This window comes from Nitrosomonas europaea (assembly GCF_900167395.1).
In the GTDB taxonomy this organism is placed as follows: Bacteria; Pseudomonadota; Gammaproteobacteria; order Burkholderiales; family Nitrosomonadaceae; genus Nitrosomonas; species Nitrosomonas europaea.
This window is the reverse complement of the sequence record NZ_FUWK01000011.1, coordinates 23,240-43,557: the sequence shown is the minus strand read 5'-3', so window position 1 is coordinate 43,557 and position 20,318 is coordinate 23,240. Positions and strand designations below refer to the sequence as shown.

Genomic DNA, 20,318 nt, shown 5'->3' with positions numbered 1-20,318 from the left:
ACTATACAGACAGAAACACCGTCGTCCTATGCTTGAACTCTCATTGCGAACGCCAACGGCGTGAAGCAATCGAGTAATAGAGGTAGTGAACATACCGGGTTACCCTCGCTACGGCGCTTATTATTACCCAATTCAATGAATAGCCAGAGATGAAGATACCTTTGGCTATTCGGGATAAACCGCTTATTTTCAATCTACTTTTAGCGCGTGCATCACTCTTCTTGAAATAGTGCAACCATTGCCCCAAACTTGATGTAATGCCAACCCTGAAACGTTTCAATGATCTACGGGTGTTGATGTATCTGAATGACCATCCACCACCCCATGCTCATGTCAAATTACGTGATGGACGGGAATGCACAGTCGATCTTGATAATCTTGCGATCAAGGGCCGGGTGACAGAGCGCGAGATACGTGAAGCACTGGCCTGGATTGAAGCAAGTCGGGATTTGCTGTTTGATGAATGGCGGAGGAATAATCCATGAACGAGTACTTTTTTCCAAAATTGACAGCTGTTGAGGCCTTGGCGCCTTACCGTCTGCGCACTACCTGGAGCACTGGCGAGGTGCTGGAGGTCGATGTAGGTGACATCCTGCGCAAAATTCCTGATCTCGCTCCTATCCTGGATCCAGAGGCGTTTGCGCGCGTACATATTGCTGAATGGGAGGGGAGTGTTGAGTGGTTCGATACCGAATTCGGCCGGGACAACGTTTACGCTTGGGCCAAGGAGCAGGCAGGTGAAGTTAGCCACGAAATGTTTGGTGACTGGATGCACCGAAATAACCTGTCACTAACTACTGCTGCCGAGGCGCTGGGAATTAGCCGGCGGATGGTGAGTTACTACCGTACCGCGCACAAAATTATCCCGCGTACTATCTGGCTGGCTTGCCTGGGTTGGGAAGCCACGCGCCCTGAGACAAAGACTCTGCCGCGCACTTTGCCTGCAGCCTACGCTAAGGGAGTTTCAGCTTCATTGTCATGATGGCGCTACTTTTAATCATGGTTGTCATTGGAGGTGCTGGATCGCCGCATTACTATGCAGCTTGCGAAGGCAGTGATGGCAACGCAGATAGTTTTGCAAATCATTTATTGAGGTGGAGGTATTGGGTTGATGCGTCAATTTCCTGCAACGCCGGTAGAAATGTTTACCAGTCTCTGGCGCAATCGTGAACTGATTCTGGCTTCTGCCAAGCGCGAAATACTGGGGCGTTATCGTGGCTCTGTGCTGGGCCTGCTATGGTCTTTTTTCAACCCGATATTCATGCTGGCGGTGTACACCTTTGTATTCAGCGTAGTATTCAAGGCGCGCTGGAGCGTGGGAAGCGAATCCAAAACCGAGTTTGCCCTGGTGCTTTTTGCTGGTTTGATCGTGTTCAACCTGTTTGCCGAGTGTATCAATCGTGCACCTGCGCTGATTCTTGCCAACCCCAACTACGTCAAGAAAGTGGTTTTTCCGCTGGAGACCCTGACTTTTGTCAGTCTGCTTTCAGCTTTGTATCATGCCTTGATCAGCCTGGGTGTCTGGCTGGCAGCCTACGTAATTTTGTTTGGTGTTCCGCATGCAAGTGCACTGTACCTGCCATTTGTCGTCATGCCATTTGCTCTGTTTATCCTGGGGTTGAGCTGGATTCTGGCATCACTGGGTGTTTATCTGCGTGATGTATCACAATTCATCGGAGTAATAACTTCGGTACTCATGTTTCTCAGTCCTATTTTCTACCCGATTAGTGCTTTGCCCGAAAGCTATCAGCATTTGCTGTACCTTAACCCTCTTACCCCAGTCATCGAAATGGTGCGGGATGTGTTGTATTGGGGGAAAATGCCGGATTTCTTGCTGCTGGCACTTTACTGGCTGGTTACCGGGATAATTGCCTGGCTGGGGTTTGCCTGGTTCCAGAAGACCAGAAAAGGGTTTGCTGACGTTCTTTGAATACCGCGTTGTAAAATTCCCTTCTGCCACCTTTCCCATTTCATGAGAAACAGTGCGCAGGTGCGGCAAGCTCCTGATTGACTTATCGATGAGTTATCAACCACCTTTCAGCCTTACTGCCACGTTGTTCAACCGTGTTGCGGCCTATACAGGGTTCACTGGCGATTGAAGGTAATTACCTATTATCAGGTCATTGCTGATAGCACGGCGCAAACCGATTGTGCATTTTTTATTGAATTCATGCTGACGGTGATTGAAGAAACCTTAAGCGAATCACAGATCATTACCCCGCAAGCTACCCTGCAAGATATCCCGCAAGCTGTATTGGAGATTATGGAGCAATATCCGGGGTTGGCGGAGTTTTGCCAACACCCGCGCAGCTGTACTGAATTGCAAGCGTTTTACCATTTGAATGACCGTGAACATTTTCGCAAAGCTGTTTTAACCCCTTTACTTGATGCTGGCTGGCTGCGGCGCACTCAGCCAGATAAACCCAATAGCCCCAGGCAAAAATATTTTCGTGAGCATTGATGGTGCTGCGCTTATGCACCTGCTGGCTGACAGAAGCACCGGATTGCTATCCGTTCGTCCTGTTTGCGGATAAAGACTACATGATTCGTGAAAACAAACATTTGGGTTTCTATCCAGAATTTCTACAAAATGCCAGAGAGATCTATTGGATATAATAGAGATGTCTAGTATTTTGTAGGATTGCATGATGACTCTTTTTCAACGTCCTTTCGTCGCACAGCTTGCGCACCGTCTGGACGGTATGCAACCGCTGATACAAGTGCTGACAGGTCCTCGTCAGGTGGGCAAGACTACAGGTGTGCGGCAACTGATGGCACAATGCAGCTATCCGCAGCATTATGCCAATGCCGACGATGTGCTGGTGAGTGACCGCAGCTGGTTGCTGGAGCAGTGGCAGCAGGCATTGCTGTTGGGCGAAGGCGCCCTGCTTGTGGTGGATGAAATCCAGAAGGTGGTGAACTGGCCAGAAACCATCAAGGCACTGTGGGACGCGCAGCCGGGACGCTTGCGAGTGTTGCTGCTGGGTTCCAGTGCCCTGCAAATTCAGAGTGGCGTAACAGAAAGTCTGGCTGGACGCTTTGAACTGCTGAGAGTACATCATTGGACATTTGCCGAATTGCACGCTGCCTTTGGTTACGACTTGCCGCGTTATCTCGCTTTTGGTGGCTATCCGGGCGCAGTTGTCCTGGAGTATGATCCCGATCGCTGGTACGCCTACATGAAGGATGCAATTGTAGAGGCAGTTATCGGCAAGGACATCTTGCAAAGTCGCAAGGTGGCCAACCCGGCACTTTTTCGGCAGGCGTTCGAGATTTTATGCGCCTACCCTGCGCAGGAAATTAGCTACACCAAACTGCTGGGGCAGTTGCAGGACAAGGGAAATACCGATCTGGTCAAATATTACATTGAGTTGTACGGTGGTGCTTTTTTGTTGCATGCGTTGCAGAAGTATTCACCCAAGACATGGCTTGCACGCAGTTCCAGTCCCAAGATGCTACCGGCTTGCCCGGCGCTGTACAGTATGGTAGCGGGGGTAGATGTGATGCGGAGTACGGAGCAGCGCGGGCGGGCATTTGAACTGGTGGTGGGTGCTGAACTGATGCAGCTGCCTGGGCAGGTGTTTTATTGGCGTGAGCGTAACGATGAGGTGGATTTTGTATACCAGTATCGCGAGCGGTTGTACGCCATCGAGGTAAAATCCGGTCGCAAAAAATCGGCCAGGGGACTGGACGCCTTTTGTGCACAGGAGCCCAAGGCTTTGCGGGTGATTGTAACACCGGAGAATTTTGCGCAGTTTTCTGCTGAGCCGCGCGATTTTCTGCAACAGGTGGCAATATGACAATTGCTTGAAATTACCTTGCGCAAGATAGTTACAGAAATGGGAAACGGCCTGATTGATGCGGCCTTATGAGAGTGGTATTGACCTGAACGGTTCTTACCTAAACTTGCATCAATTAACATTAACTGACATTACATGGGGGTGCTATGGCTCAAATTACTGCTCGTTTGCCCGATGACCTCGTTTCTTCCCTTGATGCGGCTGCAGCTCGTTTACGGCGTTCTCGGGCAGAAGTGGTTCGTCAGGCGGTGGAATATTATTTGGAGGATTTTGAGGATATCTCGCAGGCGATCGATATATTGCGAGATCCGGCAGATCCGATACTGGATTGGGAAGAGGTAAAGCGTGATCTACTCCATCTCGATTAGGCAGAGCGCGGTAAAGTCACTTGAAAAAATTCCCGGACCAGACCGACTACGTATCATAAAAGCAATCGATTTGCTGAAAGAACACCCCGGTGCCGGATCTATCCTGAAGGGCGAGTTTTCCGGGTTGCGCCGGATACGGGTTGGTATGTATCGAGTCGTATATGAAATCCAGGATAACCTCTTAACGATTCTGGTTGTTCGTATCAATCATCGTCGTGATATTTATCGCTGAGCGGTCAAGAAGCTTCTGATTAAATCGATAAATGTCATTGCGGGTGTATCAGTCTTCAGCCGCAGGGCCATAGGTCGTGGCGGGAAGCAATCCAGTAAAATATAAAACCCAATGACATCTGGATTAACAAATGACATTTAGAAAAACCTGGAGAGAATCTGTTTTCAGCAAAAGAAATGAGAGTGGCATGAAACCTGCCCCGGGCAATACAAGAGAGAGTGGAAGCTGGCCGCACCTCAATGCGGGCCGGTCATGGCCGTACAAATAATGAAGTTGAAGCTGAATTCGCTACCAGGCGCAACCAAGTAATAGCCGGCCAGGTGTGATAGTTATCTGGACGCCAGAAGCGGAACAAGATCGGGCAGACATCTGGGACTACATCGCGGCGGACAACCCCGGCGCGGCTGGAGTGAAGCGTTTTGTGACACCCCGGTTTAGCCCGCTTTCAAACCATTGCGTTATACATCTTCCCCAAGTTCACTTTGCAATAATTCCAGCTCTTCTAAGTTATTGAGCCAGGTTTCTTCCAGTTTTACTTGCTTTTGTAGCAAGTTGGTTTGCTGGCTTAGGTATTGCTTGAGCTGATCTTTTTGCGGCTGCTCATAGAGATTATTATCAGCCAGAATGGTTTCCAAAGCCTGTAGCTCTTTTTGAATGTTATCTAACTGTTTTTCTAATGTATCAGTGTGCTTGCGTAGCGGTGCCAGTTGTTTACGGAGTGCTGCAGTTGCCTGGCGTTGTGCGCGGCGATCGACTTTATCGGGGCTGGTTGCGTCGTTATCAGGACGCTGGCGCAAACGATAATCGTTGAGCCATTTGCTGTAGTCCTCAAGATCGCCTGCAAACTCCCGCACACGGCCATCAGCAACTAAGTACAACTCATCCATGGTACTTTTGATCAGATGGCGATCGTGAGACACCAGCAGTAGCGCACCGGAGAAATCTTGTAAAGCCATACTCAATGCTTGTCGCATTTCTAAATCAAGGTGGTTGGTGGGCTCATCGAGCAGTAATAAATTAGGTTTACCCCACGCAATCAGCGCCAAAGCCAAGCGGGCTTTTTCACCACCGGAGAAATTGAGCACAGGTTCATCACAGCGCTTGCCGCGAAAATTAAAACCGCCGAGGAAATTACGCAAAACTTGCTCGCGTTCATCTTGAGCAATGCGTTGAAAATGTAGCAACGGGCTGGCTTTTGGATCAAGTGAGTCCAGTTGATGTTGGGCAAAGTAGCCAATCGCTAAGTTTTCACTGCGGGTGAGTTGACCTGCCAATAGCGGTAAATCGTCCACAATACTTTTAATCAGAGTTGATTTACCTGCACCGTTGGGGCCAAGTAAAGCAATCCGTGCGCCCGGGACTAGCTGTAGCTTTACATTGCTTAAAATAGGCTGTCCCACGTTGTAACCAAGCTCTGCTTCATTGAGATTCAGCAGCGGTGTAGAGACTTTATCAGCCACGCGGAAAATAAAGTCAAAAGGTGAATCGAAGTGTGCTGGTGCCAGCTCCTCCATGCGTTCCAGGGCTTTAACACGGCTTTGTGCTTGCCGTGCTTTACTGGCCTTGGCTTTAAAGCGTCGGATAAAATCTTCCATATGCGCGCGCTGTGCTCTTTGTTTTTCGTGCGCTTGCTGTTGCTGCATAATACGTGCAGCACGGGCGCGTTCAAAGGCTGTATAGCCGCCGCAATATAGCGTTAGTTTTTGTTGATCAATATGGACAATATGACCGACCACTGCATCTAAGAAATCACGGTCATGGGAAATCAGCAGCAAGGTACCGGGATAGCTTTGCAGCCAACTTTCCAACCATAAAATTGCATCGAGATCCAAGTGGTTAGTGGGCTCATCAAGTAATAGCAAGTCTGATGGGCACATTAACGCTTGTGCCAGATTTAAGCGCATCCGCCAGCCACCGGAAAAGCTATTGACCTGATTTCCCATTTGTTCTTCCAGGAAACCCAAACCAGCTAATAATTTACGTGCGCGCGCGTCGGAGGTATAGGCATCAGCGTTATCAAGTTCCGAGTACAAGCGGCCAAGCTCAACTCCGTCTTGTCGTTGTTCAGCTTTGACCAGTTGCTGTTGAATATCGCGTAAGTAGCCATCACCATCGAGCACATAATCAATCGCATTACAATCAGGTGCATCGATTTCTTGACGCATATGGGCAATGCGCCAGTTCATTGGCAATACGCAATCGCCTGCATCAGGATGCAATTCCCCACGTAGCAGGGCGAATAAGCTTGATTTGCCAGCGCCATTGGCACCAATTAAGCCGACTTTATGCCCTGGGTGCAGGGTTAAATCTGCATTTTCCAGTAAACGCAGAGGGCCACGTTGCAAGGTCAGTTCTGAGATTCTTATCATGGCGCGCAGTTTAGCAGTTTCGCGGCTGTTGCCGATCCTGATTGATGATCCGGATTTCCAGCAGCTTTTCCCGAACGGCTGGATTCACCGTGTCACTCATGGGTGACCTGGTCAAGTAAAATCGGGCAATCCAGTGCTTAAATTACGATTTCAGGCACGAAGTTGTATGTGCTATAGGTCCGGGTGGTGCAGTACCCATCTTCATACCAAAAAATAGGCAAATATATCTCCCGCAGATGTCCATACAACAAGCAATGCTATATACTTGTAGTATCTGGCTACTTTGATTGGAGGATCGTGATGTATACAGGTACTGTTTTTGAAAATAACCGTACTCAGGCTGTACGTTTGCCGGTAGATGTGCGCTTTGCCGATGATGTGAAAAAGGTCTGGGTACGTAAACTGGGTAAAGAGCGAATCCTGACCCCGGTTGACCATACTTGGGACAGCTTTTTTCTGGCGGAACAAGGTGTTTCAGAAGATTTTTTATCTGAACGTGCCAGTCAGGAGCAGCAGGAGCGCGAGGTGTTCTGATGCTCAAATATATGCTGGATACGAACATCGCCATCTACGTTATCAAACGTCGGCCAATAGAAGTGCTGGTTACCTTTAACCGCTATGCAGACATGATGTGCGTAAGCGCTGTTACCGAAGCCGAGTTACTGCACGGCGCAGAAAAAAGCCGGCAGCGTGAGCACAATCTGCGACAGGTGGCTGATTTTTTATCTCGTCTGGAAGTGCTGTCGTATACCAGTAAAGCAGCCGGGCATTATGGTGATATTCGTGCTGATCTGGAGCGAAAAGAAAAGCCCATCGGCGTGAATGACTTGCACATCGCCGCTCATGCTCGCAGTGAAGGTTTCATCCTGGTCAGTAATAACCTGCGTGAATTTGAACGAGTAGATGGTTTGCGTTTGGAAAATTGGATTACCTGATCGCTCTGTTGGATTGAAAATTGTTCGACATCCTTTTCTACCAAGTAACCTCAGATAACAACGCCGACAGAATGTAAAAATTACCAATTTCCTTTTCGTTACCGGCGGTACTGGATTGCCGCATCGGCCTGCGACCCTTCACAACGACCGGCTAGTATATGCAACAGGTTGCCCTGATTTCCGCCGTCTTTGCGATTGCGAATGAAGTGAAGCTGGAAGCAATCCAGTTAGTCGATTGCAGAGGCGCTGGATCGCCATGGCCTGATAGCCTCGCGAAGACGAGGTGTGATGCACTACAGCAATCATTTATCAACCGCCGTCATTGCGAAACGGCGCAGCTGGTGAAACAATCCAGTAAAATACTGCTTTTACTTCTACCAAAACTCAAATGGCATCCGGATCAACAAATTTTTACCGTCTTTGCGAACGCCAACGGCATGAAGCAATCCGATACTTTTGTTGTCATTACCATTGCTGGATCGCCGCGCATCATACCGGGTTGCCGCCGGCTTCGCCTCCTCGCAATAACAAGCTTCGCGATGACAGGGAAAATTAGGGAAAGCTGCTCCTGTTTGCAGCAAAAATGAGAGTGGCATGAAACCTATCCCGAACAGTACAAGGGTAATTGGCTGCTGCCAGTACCAGTTCAAGTCACACGTGTTCTTCACGCCTTTGCACGCGGCGTTCAATTTCATCGCGCGTGGGCAGTGTTTTCAGATCGTAACTGGCCTGCAGAGCAAGCCAGGAAGCGGCATCACCCCCGAAATAATGCGCCAGCCGCTCAGCAGTATCAGCGGTAACGGCGCGCCGCTCCTTGACGATTTCATGAATGCGGGTGGCTGGCACACTCAAGGCAATTGCCAGAGCGTTGACACTTATCCCGGCTGGAATCAGAAAATCTTCACGCAGCACTTCCCCGGGATGGACGGCACGCATGCGGTTTACAGGTCTAGTCATGGTTATTTCTCAATGATAATCAACAATCTCTACATCGGCAGGATCGAGATCAGACCAAGTAAAGCATATACGCCATTGTGCGTTGATACGAATGCTCCATTGACCTTCCCGGTCGCCAGCCAGTTTTTCCAGCCGATTTCCTGGTGGAGAGCGCAAAAAATCAAGTGTTTGTGCCGCTTCCAATTGTGCCAGCTTACGTTCAGCCACAGCTTGGATGGCACTAAAACGCTGAGGACATTCACCCTCAAACATTGCTTGAGTACTCTTACATCGAAAAGACTGGATCATGCAGCCCATGATATTACGTCAGGCGTAACGCGTAAAGCGAGAAAAATTTCAGGCTATCTACCCAGCCATAGTCAACGCACACTGGCAATAGAAACACTATTATGAATCAGGAACAGAATGACATCGCTATCCGGGTTAGCAATCTTTCCAAGTGTTACCACATCTATGACACACCGCGCGACCGGCTCAAACAATTCATTCTACCCCGTCTGCATCACTTAACCGGGCAAACACCCAGGCAATATTTCCGCGAATTCTGGGCGCTTAGAGATGTATCGTTTGAAGTCAAAAAAGGGGAAACCATCGGCATCATCGGCCGCAATGGCAGTGGTAAATCGACCCTGCTGCAAATGATCTGCGGCACACTCAATCCGACCTCTGGCAGCATCACAACGTATGGCCGCATCGCCGCGTTATTGGAGCTTGGCTCCGGATTCAACCCGGAATTTACCGGGCGCGAGAACGTCTACATGAACGCATCCGTGCTCGGTTTGAGTCAGGAAGAAACGGATGCGCGCTTTGATGACATTGCCGCATTTGCCGACATTGGTGAGTTCATTGAACAACCGGTCAAAACTTACTCCAGTGGCATGATGGTGCGGCTTGGTTTTGCTGTACAGGCACAAGTCAAACCTGACATTCTTATTGTGGATGAAGCATTAGCAGTGGGAGATGCTAAATTCCAGGCAAAATGCTTTGATCGCCTCCAGCAATTGAAGGATGGAGGTACAAGTATCCTGCTTGTAACGCATTCATCCGAACAGATCGTAACGCATTGTTCAGAGGCCATTCTTCTTGACGGGGGAGATGTTATCGAACATGGTGAACCCCGTTACGTAGTGAATCACTATATGGACTTGCTTTTTGGCAAGGAACGTAAAAGCTATTCAGCATCAGCTTTTTCTACTGAATCAAATTCCGTCGAGCCAACCCAAGACGACAACCTTAGCCTGAATTTCATAGACGATGTTTTTTCTTCTCATGCAAACTACAACGAGCATGAATATCGCTGGGGAGATGGCACTGCAACAATTCTGGATTTTTATTTGTTGACTGATAATGAGCCTTACCCTTCCGTTATTACAAGTGGGCAGAGCGTTGTGCTTGGTGTTGCTGTAAGGTTTTATGAAGATTTAGTACGTCCCATTCTTGGTATCACCATCAAAACCAAGGAGGGGGTGACTGTTTACGGCGTCAACTCCGAGACATTAGAAACAGATGAGATAAAGGTACTGGGTAGTAAAGGAACAACTGCACTGATCAAGGCCGAATTTATCTGTCGCCTTGCCCCGGGTGACTATTTCATCTCACTTGGACTTGCTACCAGAAAAGGCGAAGAAATAGTGCCTCATGATCGGCGATATGACGCCATTTATCTACAAATTGCCCCAGTAACAAAATTTTTTGGTCTGGTAGATCTAGGCTTAAAACTGAGTGCACAAAACACCTCCCTATGAATTCTTTTTTAATAAAAACAGGCTATATCCTTGATGTAGTAACCGGCATTTGGTCTCGACAAGATTACACGGGCATTGCCTACAGTGATGGTGATGAAGTAGAGCAGCGGATTGCTTCAATTATTAACGAAGCTTCCGACCTTGGCGTACTCTCCAGCGAATTACGCCAGCACTGCACCGACTGGCCGTCTCTTTATCATCTATCAGGAACGCGAGCCAATATTTTGCGTCCCTTTGAAAATGATCTTCATGGAGATATTCTGGAGATTGGCGCAGGGTGTGGTGCGATTACTCGCTACCTGGGTGAATGTGGTGGCAATGTATTGGCGCTTGAAGGTAGCCCAAGACGCGCTGCAATTGCAAGAGCAAGAACGCGCGATTTGCAGAATGTTACGGTAGTGTCCGACAGGTTTGATCTTTTCTCGGCTGATCAGAAATTTGATGCCATCACGCTGATTGGCGTTTTGGAATATGCCAATCTCTTTACCCCCGGAGAAAGCCCGGCGCTGAACATGCTGGAGCGAGTTCGGGCATTGTTGAAGCCGGAAGGAAAACTCTTCATTGCCATTGAGAATCAACTGGGCTTGAAATATTTTGCTGGCGCACCCGAAGACCATCTCGGACAACCGATGTACGGAATAGAAGGACGCTATCGCAACGATCAGCCTCAGACATTTGGTCGCATTATCCTGGCAGAAATGCTGAAAGAAGCAGGCTTCTCAGCTTGTGATTTTTTGGCACCTTTCCCTGATTACAAATTACCCGTATCCGTTATTACAGAGCGCGGCTTTAAAACGGAGAAATTTGATGCAGCAGCGTTTGCCTGGCAAAGTGTGCATCGTGATCCACAACTTCCGCCTATATTGGCGTTCTCACCAGAGTTGGTATGGCCAACCCTGGCGCAAAATGGTCTTGCATTGGATTTGGCAAACTCGTTTCTTATTGTAGCCAGTAGCAATAAAGAGTCGAATCTGGAGTCATCTACACTTGCCTGGCATTTCACAACGGAAAGAAAAAAAGAGTTTTGTAAAACAACTCAGTTTGTGCAAACGGAGGCTGATGGTATTGAAGTCCGATATAAATCTCTCGCACCGGCGTTACCAAGGCCTGTAATTGGTAAATCATTGAAATTTGATATCCCAGATCGAGCTTCTTACGTGTATGGCATACCACTTTCACAAGAATTTATCCGAATCGTCACTCGTGACGGATGGCGTATAGAAGAACTTTGTATCCTACTGAGAAAATATCTCGATATTGTTGCAAATGTTGCGTGCACAAAATGGCAGATTGAAGAATTGTCAGAGCCAACTATTAAATTGCCTGGAAGCACGTTTGATTGCATACCACAAAATATTATTACTTCTACTGATGGTGGAGCGTATATCATCGATAAAGAGTGGGAAGCAACTGAGCCAGTGCAGATCGGCTTTCTTTGTTTTAGGTCGTTAATTACCCTTTTTCACAACGTTACCAAATTCGGCCATTCCGCTGATGAGTTTGGTAAAACATATATCAATCTAATTCAAGCTGTAATGAATGGCTTGGGCTGGTTACCAGACAAAGGGATGATCATTAGCTATGTTAATCTGGAAGCCGTTATTCAAACTGAAGTATCTGGCCGAGTTGTAACTCCCAAGGAAACGATGGACTGGTTAGACGGCCCTATTTCTAAATTAAATAACCTCAACCAAGCTGTCACTGAGAAGGATGGTCAGATCGCCAGCCTTAGCCAGGCTGTGATTGATCGAGATAAATGGCTGGAACAATATAACCAGCAGATCAAAGCTCTGAAAGGGAGTCACTCATGGAAAATCACTAGTCCACTGAGGATAATTGGAAAAACTCTGAGAAAGCAGCGCACGGCCCAGAGAGCTTCCATGGAGCCTGGCGCTGTTCCTACGCATAAAGACTACCCGCTCTGGCGTAAGCGAATTTCCTATCTTACTACTCGTTACAATAACGGAGTCCAGCGACACGGCTTGTTGAGTTCACTTCCTCTTGCGATGCGCGCATTCCACAGATTCGGATCTGTCTGGATGGAGAAGCAGCTTAGGCGGAGAACCTATGAGCGGCGATTAAGAGAACTACGGACGATCATAATCGAGCATACAGACTTTATCGATCTTTTCCATGTTCCCATGGGGTGGAGCACACCGCTATTTCAGCGGTTTCAGCATATGTCATTGCAGGCAGCGCAGTTAGGCGGGCTTGCTCTTTACGGTGGACATCTACAAGTCGACAAAGATCTATTTGTCTTTAATCGGGTAGAGGGCAATGTAGTCGTATTTGATGCGCTCGACGACCGAGTCGTGCAATGTGTGTTCGATGCTCTTTTGGAAGTTCGACAACCGAAAATGCTGCGCTTGCAGTCGATTGATCTTGCAACAAAAGTCAGTGATCTTGAGCATTTTATTCGTGACGGCATCATCATAGTGTACGAATATATTGATGAAATCAGCGAGGAAATTACGGGCGCCATTCCTGCTTTTGTCATAGAACGGCACAAATGGTTGCTGAGGAATGAAGCAGTTTTTGTGGTCACGACATCGGATAGGTTGTTTACGGAGGTAACTAGATATCGGACGAGCCAATGCATTCTTTCCACGAATGGCGTAGATTTGCCTCACTGGCGCAAAACAGCTCCACATCCTCCTGCAGACATGGAGCCCGTGCTGGCATCAGAACGGATTGTAGTTGGCTATCATGGAGCGCTGGCAAAATGGATTGATTATGATTTGCTTAAAAGAATTGCGAGTGATGGCAAGTACGAGCTGGTACTCATCGGATATGCGCATGATGATTCTCTTGAGCAAAGTGGCATATTGGATATCCCAAACGTTCATTTTCTAGGTAGTAAATCTTACTTTATCTTGAATGAATATGCGGTGTTTTATGATATTGGAATTTTGCCGTTTAAACGTAACGAACTTACGGAGTCGGTTTCACCGGTAAAACTGTTCGAGTACATGGCAGCCTCAAAACCAATTGTTACAACTTACCTGCCTGAGTGTGCGAAATATAAGTCATGTCTAGTATCAGGTACGCATGATGACTTCCTGAGCAATCTCGCTGCCGCAGCGGTTGCCAGAGACGATCCCACCTACATGAAAGCCCTTGCAGATGATGCGGAAAAGAATTCATGGGCTGAAAAAGCAGCTTTGGTATACCAGCTTGTCGGCATCCGAACAGCCAAAAGCTGAGTGCAGAGTGACCAAAATTTATCTCTTTTAAATGGTGGATAGTGAAAAGAGTGAATCAAAATTTATATCAACTACTACGTCGAATATATTGGCGGCTTCCGTTACCTGAAGAAACCAAGGAGTTACTGGTTGGATTCGCTCGCAGATTTTTGCGTGGCATGAAAAAAGCATTGGCTGAGCCGGTGACAACAGCTAGTTCAGCATCTGTCAGTCGGGAGAAAATCCTCCAGGAGTATGCTAATCAAATCCTTGCAATACCTAGGAAATCGGGTAACGAGTATGTCGAGATCAGCTCAAGTTCGTACCAGCGGAAGGAAGGTGATGCAAAAATCCTGGCTTATTACCTTCCACAGTTTCATCCAACTAAAGAAAATGACATGTGGTGGGGTAAGGGAGTGACTGAATGGAATAACGTTTCTCGCGCTATGCCGCAATATGTTGGACATTACCAGCCACGTTTGCCCGGTGAGCTTGGATATTATGATTTACGAATCCTGGATAATATGCGCCGCCAAGTTGAGTTGGCGCAAATGTATGGCATCTATGGATTCTGTTTTTATTATTACTGGTTCGATGGCAAGCGCTTACTGGATAAGCCGCTCGACATGTTCTTGGAAGCCAAGACTATTGATTTCCCCTTCTCACTTTGCTGGGCGAATGAGTCATGGACTCGCAGGTTTGATGGTTCTTGCGGAGAAATCCTGGTTAAGCAGAGCGAAACGGTGGAGAGTTATATTGCATTTATTAATAGTGTTGTACCTTATATGCGTGATTCAAGATATATAAGGATGAATGGTAAACCGATCTTTACAATTTACCGCCCATCGTTCATTCCAGAATGCGCTAGCACAATAACAGCATGGCGTGAGCATTGTGTTAAAGCAGGCATTGGCGACATTTATATTATCGGCATAAAAGAACATACGTGGGATGTCAACTTGATTGAATTGGGATTTGATGCGCAGAGTGAGTTTCATCCGGGAACACTCTTCAAACATTGCGTCGATATCAGTTCACAGATTAACTATATGCAGGACTTTGGCGGTATCGTGCTGGACTACCGCGATATCGTCGAGCATAAAAAATATTTTTTATACAATCATCCAAAGCTTCATCGCGCAGCTATGCCAATGTGGGATAACTCTGCAAGACGTGACAATAAAGGCATGATATTTGAGGGAGCTTCGCCCGACTTATATGAGCGCTGGCTTACAGACATTCTGCTTGAGGCCAAGAACCGAGAAGATCTTGAAGACCATTACATTTTTATCAATGCTTGGAATGAATGGGGTGAAGGCGCTTACCTCGAGCCAGACAAGAAATATGGATATGCTTATTTAAATGCCACACGCCAGGCTATTGAGGGCGTAAGGTCATGAAAATTTTGATTGTAGTAGGTACCCGTCCCGAAGCCATCAAAATGGCCCCAGTTATTCTGGCGCTAAAAAAAGAACCATGGGCAAACGTCCGGGTTTTGGCAACTGCCCAACACAGAAATATGTTGGATCAGGTAAACGAGTTTTTTGGTATCGATCCTGATATCGATCTGAACATCATGCGCCCCAATCAAGCGCTGACAACATTGACTGCGCGGTTGCTGCCTGAACTCGACGATGTCTTGCAAGCTGAGAAGCCGGATGCTGTATTGGTTCAAGGTGATACTACTACGGTCATGACTGTTGCTTTGGCGTGTTTTTATCATCATATTCCCGTTGGTCACGTTGAGGCCGGGCTGCGTACTTGGGATATGCAAAATCCATTCCCCGAGGAAGCCAATCGTGTGATCACTGGTAAGTTTGCTCGTTGGCATTTCGCGCCTACCGAGGGCTCGCGGCAGAATTTGCTCAAGGAGGGAGTGGCCGATTCTAAGATTATCGTGACGGGCAATACTGTCATTGATGCGTTGCTGATGAGCGCATCGAAGGATCTGCAGTTGGGAATTGAGCTTGATTCAAACAAGCGTCTTGTGCTCGTGACCTCCCACCGTCGCGAAAATTTCGGCGAGCCGTTCCGCAATATTTGCCGTGCGTTGCAGACGCTAGCCGAGAAAAATCCGGATGTGCAGTTTCTCTATCCGGTGCACCCAAACCCCAATGTCAAGGATGTCGCGCACGAGTTCCTGGCAGGGCTGCATAATTTCACGCTGTGTGAACCACTGGATTATGCATCGTTCATCGCAGCAATGAAGCGCGCCTACATCATCCTTACTGATTCAGGTGGTATTCAGGAAGAAGCTCCTGCGCTGGGCAAACCGGTGCTGGTGCTGCGCGATGAGACCGAGCGGCCTGAGGCAGTGGAGCAGGGTGTCGTGAAGCTGGTCGGCCCCAATTATGATGCAATCGTGCAGGAGACTCAGTGCCTGCTTGATGATGAATTCGCTTATCGTGCGATGGCGCGAGGGATTTCACCTTATGGTGATGGCAAGGCGGCAGAGCGTATAGTCCAAGTCTTGCGTAAGTACTTTACTTGATGCAACTGATTTACTTGTCGCCTGTACCTTGGGCAAGTTTTGCGCAACGACCGCATAAATTTGTAGAGTGGTTTCATGGCCGGACGGGGGGGTCTGTATTTTGGGTTGATCCGTATCCAACTCGTTTCCCGCTGCTCTCTGACTTTCAACAATTTATAGGTAAAGCCAAAGCAGCACGAGATGAGGTTTTCATTCCTGCCTGGTTAAACATAATCAAACCTGTTGCCTTGCCGATAGAGCCGTTACCGAGCTCAGGAACAGTCAATATTTTTTTATGGCGGCGGTTGCTGCAAGAACTGTCAGTTTTCGCAGCCAGTGGTGAAACATTGCTGGTCATAGGCAAACCCTCTATTTTTGCGTTGACTGTCATGGATCGACTCAATGGATGTCGGTCGATCTATGATGTGATGGATGATTTTCCCTCGTTTTACTCCGGGTTATCGCGTTTTGCCATGCAACAACGAGAAAAAGCACTTGTTCGTCAGGTGAGCGTGATCCTGACTTCTTCAACCACATTGAAGCACCGTTGGTCAATCTTCCGGAATGATGTGGAACTTGTACATAATGGATTGGATCTGGATATTTTGCCGCCTCTGAGGTTATGCAGCCACGATAATGAGCGGAAAGTACTGGGTTACGTAGGTACGATTGCCGCTTGGTTTGACTGGGAATGGGTGATTGTTTTAGCCAATGTGCGACCACAGGATATAGTGCGCTTGATTGGTCCGGTATTTTCAACGGTTCCTGCAGTATTGCCACAAAATATTGAAATTCTACCTCCCTGCAATCACCAGGCGGCATTGCTGGCAATGCAGGAATTCGATGTTGGATTAATACCTTTTAAGAAAATTTTGCTGACTGAATCGGTAGACCCGATCAAATACTATGAGTATCGCGCCTTGGGGTTGCCAGTATTATCTACAGATTTTGGGGAAATGGCGTTACGTAAAAGTACTGATGGAACCTATTTAAGCCGTGGCGTGGAGGATGTTGGTGAATTGGCAGCCTTGGCGCTTCAGTACCATGCAAGTTCAGAAGTTATTTGTAAATTCAGAGAATTCAACTCATGGAAAAGCCGTTTTGATAACGCTGGTATCATTTAGTGTTCAATCTGGAACTGGCTTATAGGTTTGTACCGCACAAGACTCTATCGACAGGCTTTTGCAGGAAATATCACTCTGTGGCTGGCGGCGTTATTCAAACGCCTTTAGCAGTCTGTTACAGCGATGTTCAAATAAGCTACCTTATTCAAATTTTCTGGATCGCCACGGCCTAACGGCCTCGTGAAGACGATGAAAATTGAGAAAAGCTGCTCCTGCTCGCTTTGTCTTTGCATGGTAATGCGCTCAATTCCTCTTCTTTCCTTGCGAGGAAGCGTAGCTGACAAAGCAATCCGGCGTAACTGACCTGGTTTGGTTGAAGGCCATCGATCACACCTCGACCTGATCAAGTTTCCCGATCAGATCACCACGGCGGAAGGTGGCAGAGAGTTGCTGCACGGAAATTTCCTGGTTCCCATACAGAGCCTTGAGTGCGGTATCGATATCTTGTCGGGACACTACAAACACGGCTTCGCCCTGTTCCTCAATCCATTGTCTGGCCTGGGCAAAATTGCGGTGGTCCAGGCCATTGAGCTTGATATCCAGTGCTTTGAGCAGCCGCTTTCCCATCTGCATGGCGATAAAGCAAGATGCATAGCGGACGAACAATGGATCATCACCATGCGGCCGGCGTCGGTGATTTTCAGCGATGCGATAAAGCAAGGCTGCAATCACCACCTGAGCGCCATTGAGCGACTCGCTAAAGATGGTGTCGTACAGCTTGCCGAAGTGCTCGCGGGTCAAAAATTTCGCCTGATGTGGCGCTTTACGCCAAATGGCCAGTACAGCCTCCGCTGCGGCACCTGTGGTAATGTCGGTGGCCTTGGTGGTTGCATCCATGCGCTTGCGTCGGTAGCTATAGCCCAGGTTTTGAATGCTTTGTTCGAGCTGCTGCTGCCTGGCATCGTTGGCGCGCAGATCCTTCAAGTCCACCGGGTTTTGACTGTTGGTGGCGTGAGTTATTTGCAGAACCACATCGTCGTTATCGCTGCTCAGTTCGTACAGCCGGATCAAGACGCTTGCCTGCGCTGGTAAGGTCTGGCCATTTTTTTCAAGTTCCTCGGCTGTTTTGAGGATGGTCATACAGCTCTGGCCACCATTGACGATCTGCAGGTTCTTGACTTTGATTTGAAAATCACCTTGTTGAAGTGCATTGTAGGTGAATTTGTCGCAAACAAGGGTTATCCCATTGTTGAAAAAATAGAAATTCTCTGGCGTATTTGAACTCAATGTAGCGCGGATACCCTCATTTACACGATTTCCGTGCAACCCAAGATAGCGTCTAATATTGCGCTCCAGCAGCTTTTCGCCATGATTTTTCATGAGCGCAGCCACTTCAGCCACGGGCATCCGCCCTACGCATACACGGCTGTAATTCATGTCTTCAACCATGGCTTTGCCCGTCAACCGCAAGGTTTCATCGACCGGTTTGATGCTCTGCAAGATACCGATCAATACGTCGTGATTAACATGTTCCCAGGTAACTTGATCACCAAGAACAGCACGGTCAATCGACTGTTGGCCATCCGTGTTCCACTTGAGGCCATTATTACAAGCGATGGCACGAACACGCGGAATCAGGCCATCTCGAATCAAAGAGCGAGCCTGTTCCACTTTGACGCGCAGTCGATCATTGATAGCGCCAAGATCGGCAGACGGATCGAAGATATGGCGAATGGCATTGACCATCGCTTCGATGCTGTTTTGTTCGAAATTTGAATTTCCCTCAAGATTTTTTTTGTACTTTCCTTGAAACAGGGTAACGCCAAACTCGCCATCCATTTCTTCGGTAATGTGCAGTGCATCCACACCAAAGTCGCCGCCTCCGTCGGTCAGACAATCGAAGGCTTCATCAACATCGAGATCAAGCATGGTTTCGACGCACAAGTAAACAAAGGCTAGCGACCTGAGGCGATCGCCATCGCTGATGCCAAACTCTTCGGTCGCCCGTTCCTTGATTTTATCTTGAACACCAGCCAAACGCTGATCAATGATTGATGCGTTGATGTTCATATCATTGCTCCTTGTTCTGGCCTAATACTCCCGGACACTTTGCTATGATCTGGTCAAGTAAAACCGGATACTCCAGTTGAGTGACATTTTTTAATTTTTCCATTTCTGCCTCATATTGATTCTGGCTTTTGTATCCCAAGTATGAATGTGGTCGATGACTGTTATAAAATATGGAAATATACTGCAGCACATCTTGTTGTGCTGCATGGCGGGTCTGGTAATGTATCGGTAATGTATCGAATCACGCCAACATAGATGCTCTTGGGACCCGGTATTCTTACTTTGATGGTGGTTGAAACCATCCACTGGGAACAATGATCAGGCCGGTGTCCCATGCTCTTGGGTATTTGCCCACGGTCTGATCTTCGCCAATGTTTCTTCCAGCGCACCGCGCGCCATCTCGATATCGTAGTCCACTTGTAGGCGCAACCACCATCCGTCTGACAGACCAAAAAATCGGCATAGGCGCAAATCTGTATCTACGGTAATGGCGCGCTTCCCCGTTACGATTTCACCGATGCGCTGCGCTGATACGCCAATTTCCTTTGCCAGACGGTAATTGCTCATACCCAGCGGAATTAAGAATTCCTCTGCCAGCATCTCGCCGGGGGAAACCGGCGTTAATTTATTATTCATGGTTAATCTCCATCAGTGGTAATCCACAATCTCAACATCTTCTGCATCCGTGCCCGTCCAGCGGAAGCACACACGCCACTGGTCGTTGATGCGGATACTGTGCTGCCCGGCACGGTCGCCTTTCAATATCTCCGGCCGATTCGCGGGCGGCACACGTATATCCTCAATGCACCGTGCTAAATCAAGTTGCTTGAGCTTGCGTAACGCTGGACGCTCAATGTTGACAAATCGTGCAACTCGCCCTAACTTGAATAAGGTTTCAGGATCCGCGCATCGAAATGTCTTGATCGTCATGAGTATATAGTATTGCGTTGCGATATTAGCGTCAAACGACATTACAGATTAACGCCAACTTGGAGAAACACTGATTTATCCCGTCACCCTACGCTTTTATGCTTGCCTGGAATAAGCGTGTTTTGTGTAAAAGAGGAAAAGAGGAAAAGAGTGGGGAGCTTGTATCGTACAGGGCTTTATCGACAGCCTTTTGCAG

22 protein-coding genes and 1 pseudogene are annotated in these 20,318 nt (G+C 47.9%); 16 read left to right on the top strand and 7 right to left on the bottom strand.

Translation table 11 applies throughout. The annotated features are described in order from the left end of the window. The first annotated feature begins 257 nt into the window (after positions 1-257). The 8 genes from B5D58_RS05395 to B5D58_RS14290 all read left to right on the top strand — a co-directional run bounded on the left by B5D58_RS05395 (position 258) and on the right by B5D58_RS14290 (position 4,914). Positions 258-485 carry a DUF4160 domain-containing protein gene (locus B5D58_RS05395; RefSeq protein WP_041356437.1) on the top strand — a complete coding sequence of 76 codons (228 nt, stop codon included), beginning with the start codon at positions 258-260 and terminating at the stop codon, positions 483-485. Continuing rightward, on the top strand, positions 482-982 hold the full coding sequence (locus tag B5D58_RS05390) for a DUF2442 domain-containing protein (protein WP_011111102.1): 501 nt from the start codon (positions 482-484) through the stop codon (positions 980-982). Before B5D58_RS05395 ends, B5D58_RS05390 begins: the two co-directional genes overlap by 4 nt. A gap of 129 nt (positions 983-1,111) precedes the next feature. Beyond that, the gene (locus tag B5D58_RS05385) at positions 1,112-1,930 is read left to right on the top strand and encodes an ABC transporter permease (RefSeq protein ID WP_011111103.1); all 819 of its coding nucleotides are present in this window, start codon (positions 1,112-1,114) and stop codon (positions 1,928-1,930) included. Between the two features lie 165 nt (positions 1,931-2,095). Further along, complete coding sequence (locus B5D58_RS05380; protein ID WP_011111104.1) at positions 2,096-2,461, top strand: Fic family protein; 366 nt, start codon at positions 2,096-2,098, stop codon at positions 2,459-2,461. Positions 2,462-2,648: 187 nt separating this feature from the next. Beyond that, positions 2,649-3,800, top strand: coding sequence for an ATP-binding protein (locus B5D58_RS05375; protein ID WP_050731228.1), 1,152 nt, complete (start codon positions 2,649-2,651; stop codon positions 3,798-3,800). 146 nt (positions 3,801-3,946) lie between these two features. Next, positions 3,947-4,168: a ribbon-helix-helix protein, CopG family gene (locus B5D58_RS05370; protein WP_011111106.1), complete on the top strand. Its 222-nt coding sequence runs from the start codon at positions 3,947-3,949 to the stop codon at positions 4,166-4,168. Then, positions 4,146-4,400, top strand: coding sequence for a type II toxin-antitoxin system RelE family toxin (locus tag B5D58_RS05365; protein ID WP_011111107.1), 255 nt, complete (start codon positions 4,146-4,148; stop codon positions 4,398-4,400). The genes B5D58_RS05370 and B5D58_RS05365 overlap by 23 nt, the downstream gene beginning before the upstream one ends. A 322-nt stretch (positions 4,401-4,722) precedes the next feature. After that, the gene (locus B5D58_RS14290; RefSeq protein WP_143023752.1) at positions 4,723-4,914 is read left to right on the top strand and encodes a type II toxin-antitoxin system RelE/ParE family toxin; all 192 of its coding nucleotides are present in this window, start codon (positions 4,723-4,725) and stop codon (positions 4,912-4,914) included. Here B5D58_RS14290 and B5D58_RS05355 read toward each other — a convergent pair. Beyond that, positions 4,859-6,769 (bottom strand): ATP-binding cassette domain-containing protein, encoded by a 1,911-nt coding sequence (locus B5D58_RS05355; RefSeq protein WP_011111108.1) that lies wholly within the window; start codon positions 6,767-6,769, stop codon positions 4,859-4,861. The genes B5D58_RS14290 and B5D58_RS05355 overlap by 56 nt on opposite strands. A 300-nt stretch (positions 6,770-7,069) precedes the next feature. On the opposite strand from B5D58_RS05355, the gene vapB reads away from it, so the two are divergent. The 3 genes from vapB (at position 7,070) to B5D58_RS05340 (ending at position 8,291) form a co-directional block, all read left to right on the top strand. Continuing rightward, positions 7,070-7,303: a type II toxin-antitoxin system VapB family antitoxin gene (gene vapB / locus B5D58_RS05350; RefSeq protein ID WP_011111109.1), complete on the top strand. Its 234-nt coding sequence runs from the start codon at positions 7,070-7,072 to the stop codon at positions 7,301-7,303. Next, a complete protein-coding gene (gene vapC, locus B5D58_RS05345; RefSeq protein ID WP_011111110.1) occupies positions 7,303-7,704 on the top strand; it encodes a type II toxin-antitoxin system tRNA(fMet)-specific endonuclease VapC in 402 nt (133 codons plus the stop codon). The genes vapB and vapC overlap by 1 nt, the downstream gene beginning before the upstream one ends. Positions 7,705-7,862: 158 nt before the next feature. Further along, positions 7,863-8,291, top strand: a complete 429-nt coding sequence (locus B5D58_RS05340) for a hypothetical protein (protein ID WP_011111111.1) — start codon at positions 7,863-7,865, stop codon at positions 8,289-8,291. Positions 8,292-8,355: 64 nt separating this feature from the next. Here the strand turns inward: B5D58_RS05340 and B5D58_RS05335 are convergent, their stop codons facing one another. Then, positions 8,356-8,661, bottom strand: a complete 306-nt coding sequence (locus tag B5D58_RS05335) for a HigA family addiction module antitoxin (RefSeq protein ID WP_011111112.1) — start codon at positions 8,659-8,661, stop codon at positions 8,356-8,358. 9 nt (positions 8,662-8,670) lie between these two features. After that, positions 8,671-8,958, bottom strand: a complete 288-nt coding sequence (locus B5D58_RS05330; RefSeq protein WP_011111113.1) for a type II toxin-antitoxin system RelE/ParE family toxin — start codon at positions 8,956-8,958, stop codon at positions 8,671-8,673. A gap of 92 nt (positions 8,959-9,050) precedes the next feature. On the opposite strand from B5D58_RS05330, the gene B5D58_RS05325 reads away from it, so the two are divergent. Genes B5D58_RS05325 through B5D58_RS05305 form a run of 5 tightly spaced genes read left to right on the top strand, consistent with a single transcriptional unit; the run spans position 9,051 to position 17,182 of the window. Continuing rightward, positions 9,051-10,406, top strand: a complete 1,356-nt coding sequence (locus B5D58_RS05325; RefSeq protein WP_011111114.1) for an ABC transporter ATP-binding protein — start codon at positions 9,051-9,053, stop codon at positions 10,404-10,406. Next, the gene (locus B5D58_RS05320) at positions 10,403-13,609 is read left to right on the top strand and encodes a methyltransferase (protein WP_011111115.1); all 3,207 of its coding nucleotides are present in this window, start codon (positions 10,403-10,405) and stop codon (positions 13,607-13,609) included. The genes B5D58_RS05325 and B5D58_RS05320 overlap by 4 nt, the downstream gene beginning before the upstream one ends. Before the next feature lie 50 nt (positions 13,610-13,659). After that, on the top strand, positions 13,660-14,988 hold the full coding sequence (locus tag B5D58_RS05315; RefSeq protein WP_143779493.1) for a glycoside hydrolase family 99-like domain-containing protein: 1,329 nt from the start codon (positions 13,660-13,662) through the stop codon (positions 14,986-14,988). Then, positions 14,985-16,079 carry a non-hydrolyzing UDP-N-acetylglucosamine 2-epimerase gene (gene wecB / locus B5D58_RS05310; protein ID WP_011111117.1) on the top strand — a complete coding sequence of 365 codons (1,095 nt, stop codon included), beginning with the start codon at positions 14,985-14,987 and terminating at the stop codon, positions 16,077-16,079. Before B5D58_RS05315 ends, wecB begins: the two co-directional genes overlap by 4 nt. Then, positions 16,079-17,182, top strand: coding sequence for a glycosyltransferase family protein (locus B5D58_RS05305; RefSeq protein ID WP_011111118.1), 1,104 nt, complete (start codon positions 16,079-16,081; stop codon positions 17,180-17,182). Before wecB ends, B5D58_RS05305 begins: the two co-directional genes overlap by 1 nt. A 327-nt stretch (positions 17,183-17,509) precedes the next feature. Here B5D58_RS05305 and B5D58_RS05300 read toward each other — a convergent pair whose 3' ends face one another. The 4 genes and pseudogenes from B5D58_RS05300 to B5D58_RS05285 all read right to left on the bottom strand — a co-directional run bounded on the left by B5D58_RS05300 (position 17,510) and on the right by B5D58_RS05285 (position 20,164). Then, positions 17,510-19,192: an AIPR family protein gene (locus B5D58_RS05300; protein WP_011111120.1), complete on the bottom strand. Its 1,683-nt coding sequence runs from the start codon at positions 19,190-19,192 to the stop codon at positions 17,510-17,512. 88 nt (positions 19,193-19,280) lie between these two features. After that, positions 19,281-19,415: pseudogene (locus tag B5D58_RS13565) on the bottom strand (IS3 family transposase); the annotation flags it as partial. 95 nt (positions 19,416-19,510) lie between these two features. Beyond that, the gene (locus B5D58_RS05290) at positions 19,511-19,828 is read right to left on the bottom strand and encodes a HigA family addiction module antitoxin (protein WP_011111121.1); all 318 of its coding nucleotides are present in this window, start codon (positions 19,826-19,828) and stop codon (positions 19,511-19,513) included. Positions 19,829-19,840: 12 nt separating this feature from the next. Continuing rightward, positions 19,841-20,164 carry a type II toxin-antitoxin system RelE/ParE family toxin gene (locus tag B5D58_RS05285; protein ID WP_011111122.1) on the bottom strand — a complete coding sequence of 108 codons (324 nt, stop codon included), beginning with the start codon at positions 20,162-20,164 and terminating at the stop codon, positions 19,841-19,843. Between the last annotated feature and the right edge of the window lie 154 nt (positions 20,165-20,318).

Excerpts from the sequence above, each read along its gene's own strand:
- B5D58_RS05340 (WP_011111111.1), top strand. The coding sequence starts at position 7,863 with ATGCAACAGGTTGCCCTGATTTCCGCCGTCTTTGCGATTGCGAATGAA.
- B5D58_RS05390 (WP_011111102.1), top strand. The coding sequence starts at position 482 with ATGAACGAGTACTTTTTTCCAAAATTGACAGCTGTTGAGGCCTTGGCG.
- B5D58_RS05395 (WP_041356437.1), top strand. The coding sequence starts at position 258 with ATGCCAACCCTGAAACGTTTCAATGATCTACGGGTGTTGATGTATCTG.
- B5D58_RS05330 (WP_011111113.1), bottom strand. The coding sequence starts at position 8,958 with ATGGGCTGCATGATCCAGTCTTTTCGATGTAAGAGTACTCAAGCAATG.
- vapB (WP_011111109.1), top strand. The coding sequence starts at position 7,070 with ATGTATACAGGTACTGTTTTTGAAAATAACCGTACTCAGGCTGTACGT.
- B5D58_RS05320 (WP_011111115.1), top strand. The coding sequence starts at position 10,403 with ATGAATTCTTTTTTAATAAAAACAGGCTATATCCTTGATGTAGTAACC.
- B5D58_RS05375 (WP_050731228.1), top strand. The coding sequence starts at position 2,649 with ATGACTCTTTTTCAACGTCCTTTCGTCGCACAGCTTGCGCACCGTCTG.
- B5D58_RS05355 (WP_011111108.1), bottom strand. The coding sequence starts at position 6,769 with ATGATAAGAATCTCAGAACTGACCTTGCAACGTGGCCCTCTGCGTTTA.
- wecB (WP_011111117.1), top strand. The coding sequence starts at position 14,985 with ATGAAAATTTTGATTGTAGTAGGTACCCGTCCCGAAGCCATCAAAATG.
- B5D58_RS05285 (WP_011111122.1), bottom strand. The coding sequence starts at position 20,164 with ATGTCGTTTGACGCTAATATCGCAACGCAATACTATATACTCATGACG.
- B5D58_RS05290 (WP_011111121.1), bottom strand. The coding sequence starts at position 19,828 with ATGAATAATAAATTAACGCCGGTTTCCCCCGGCGAGATGCTGGCAGAG.
- B5D58_RS05325 (WP_011111114.1), top strand. The coding sequence starts at position 9,051 with ATGAATCAGGAACAGAATGACATCGCTATCCGGGTTAGCAATCTTTCC.
- B5D58_RS05385 (WP_011111103.1), top strand. The coding sequence starts at position 1,112 with ATGCGTCAATTTCCTGCAACGCCGGTAGAAATGTTTACCAGTCTCTGG.
- vapC (WP_011111110.1), top strand. The coding sequence starts at position 7,303 with ATGCTCAAATATATGCTGGATACGAACATCGCCATCTACGTTATCAAA.
- B5D58_RS05305 (WP_011111118.1), top strand. The coding sequence starts at position 16,079 with ATGCAACTGATTTACTTGTCGCCTGTACCTTGGGCAAGTTTTGCGCAA.
- B5D58_RS05300 (WP_011111120.1), bottom strand. The coding sequence starts at position 19,192 with ATGAACATCAACGCATCAATCATTGATCAGCGTTTGGCTGGTGTTCAA.
- B5D58_RS05335 (WP_011111112.1), bottom strand. The coding sequence starts at position 8,661 with ATGACTAGACCTGTAAACCGCATGCGTGCCGTCCATCCCGGGGAAGTG.
- B5D58_RS05370 (WP_011111106.1), top strand. The coding sequence starts at position 3,947 with ATGGCTCAAATTACTGCTCGTTTGCCCGATGACCTCGTTTCTTCCCTT.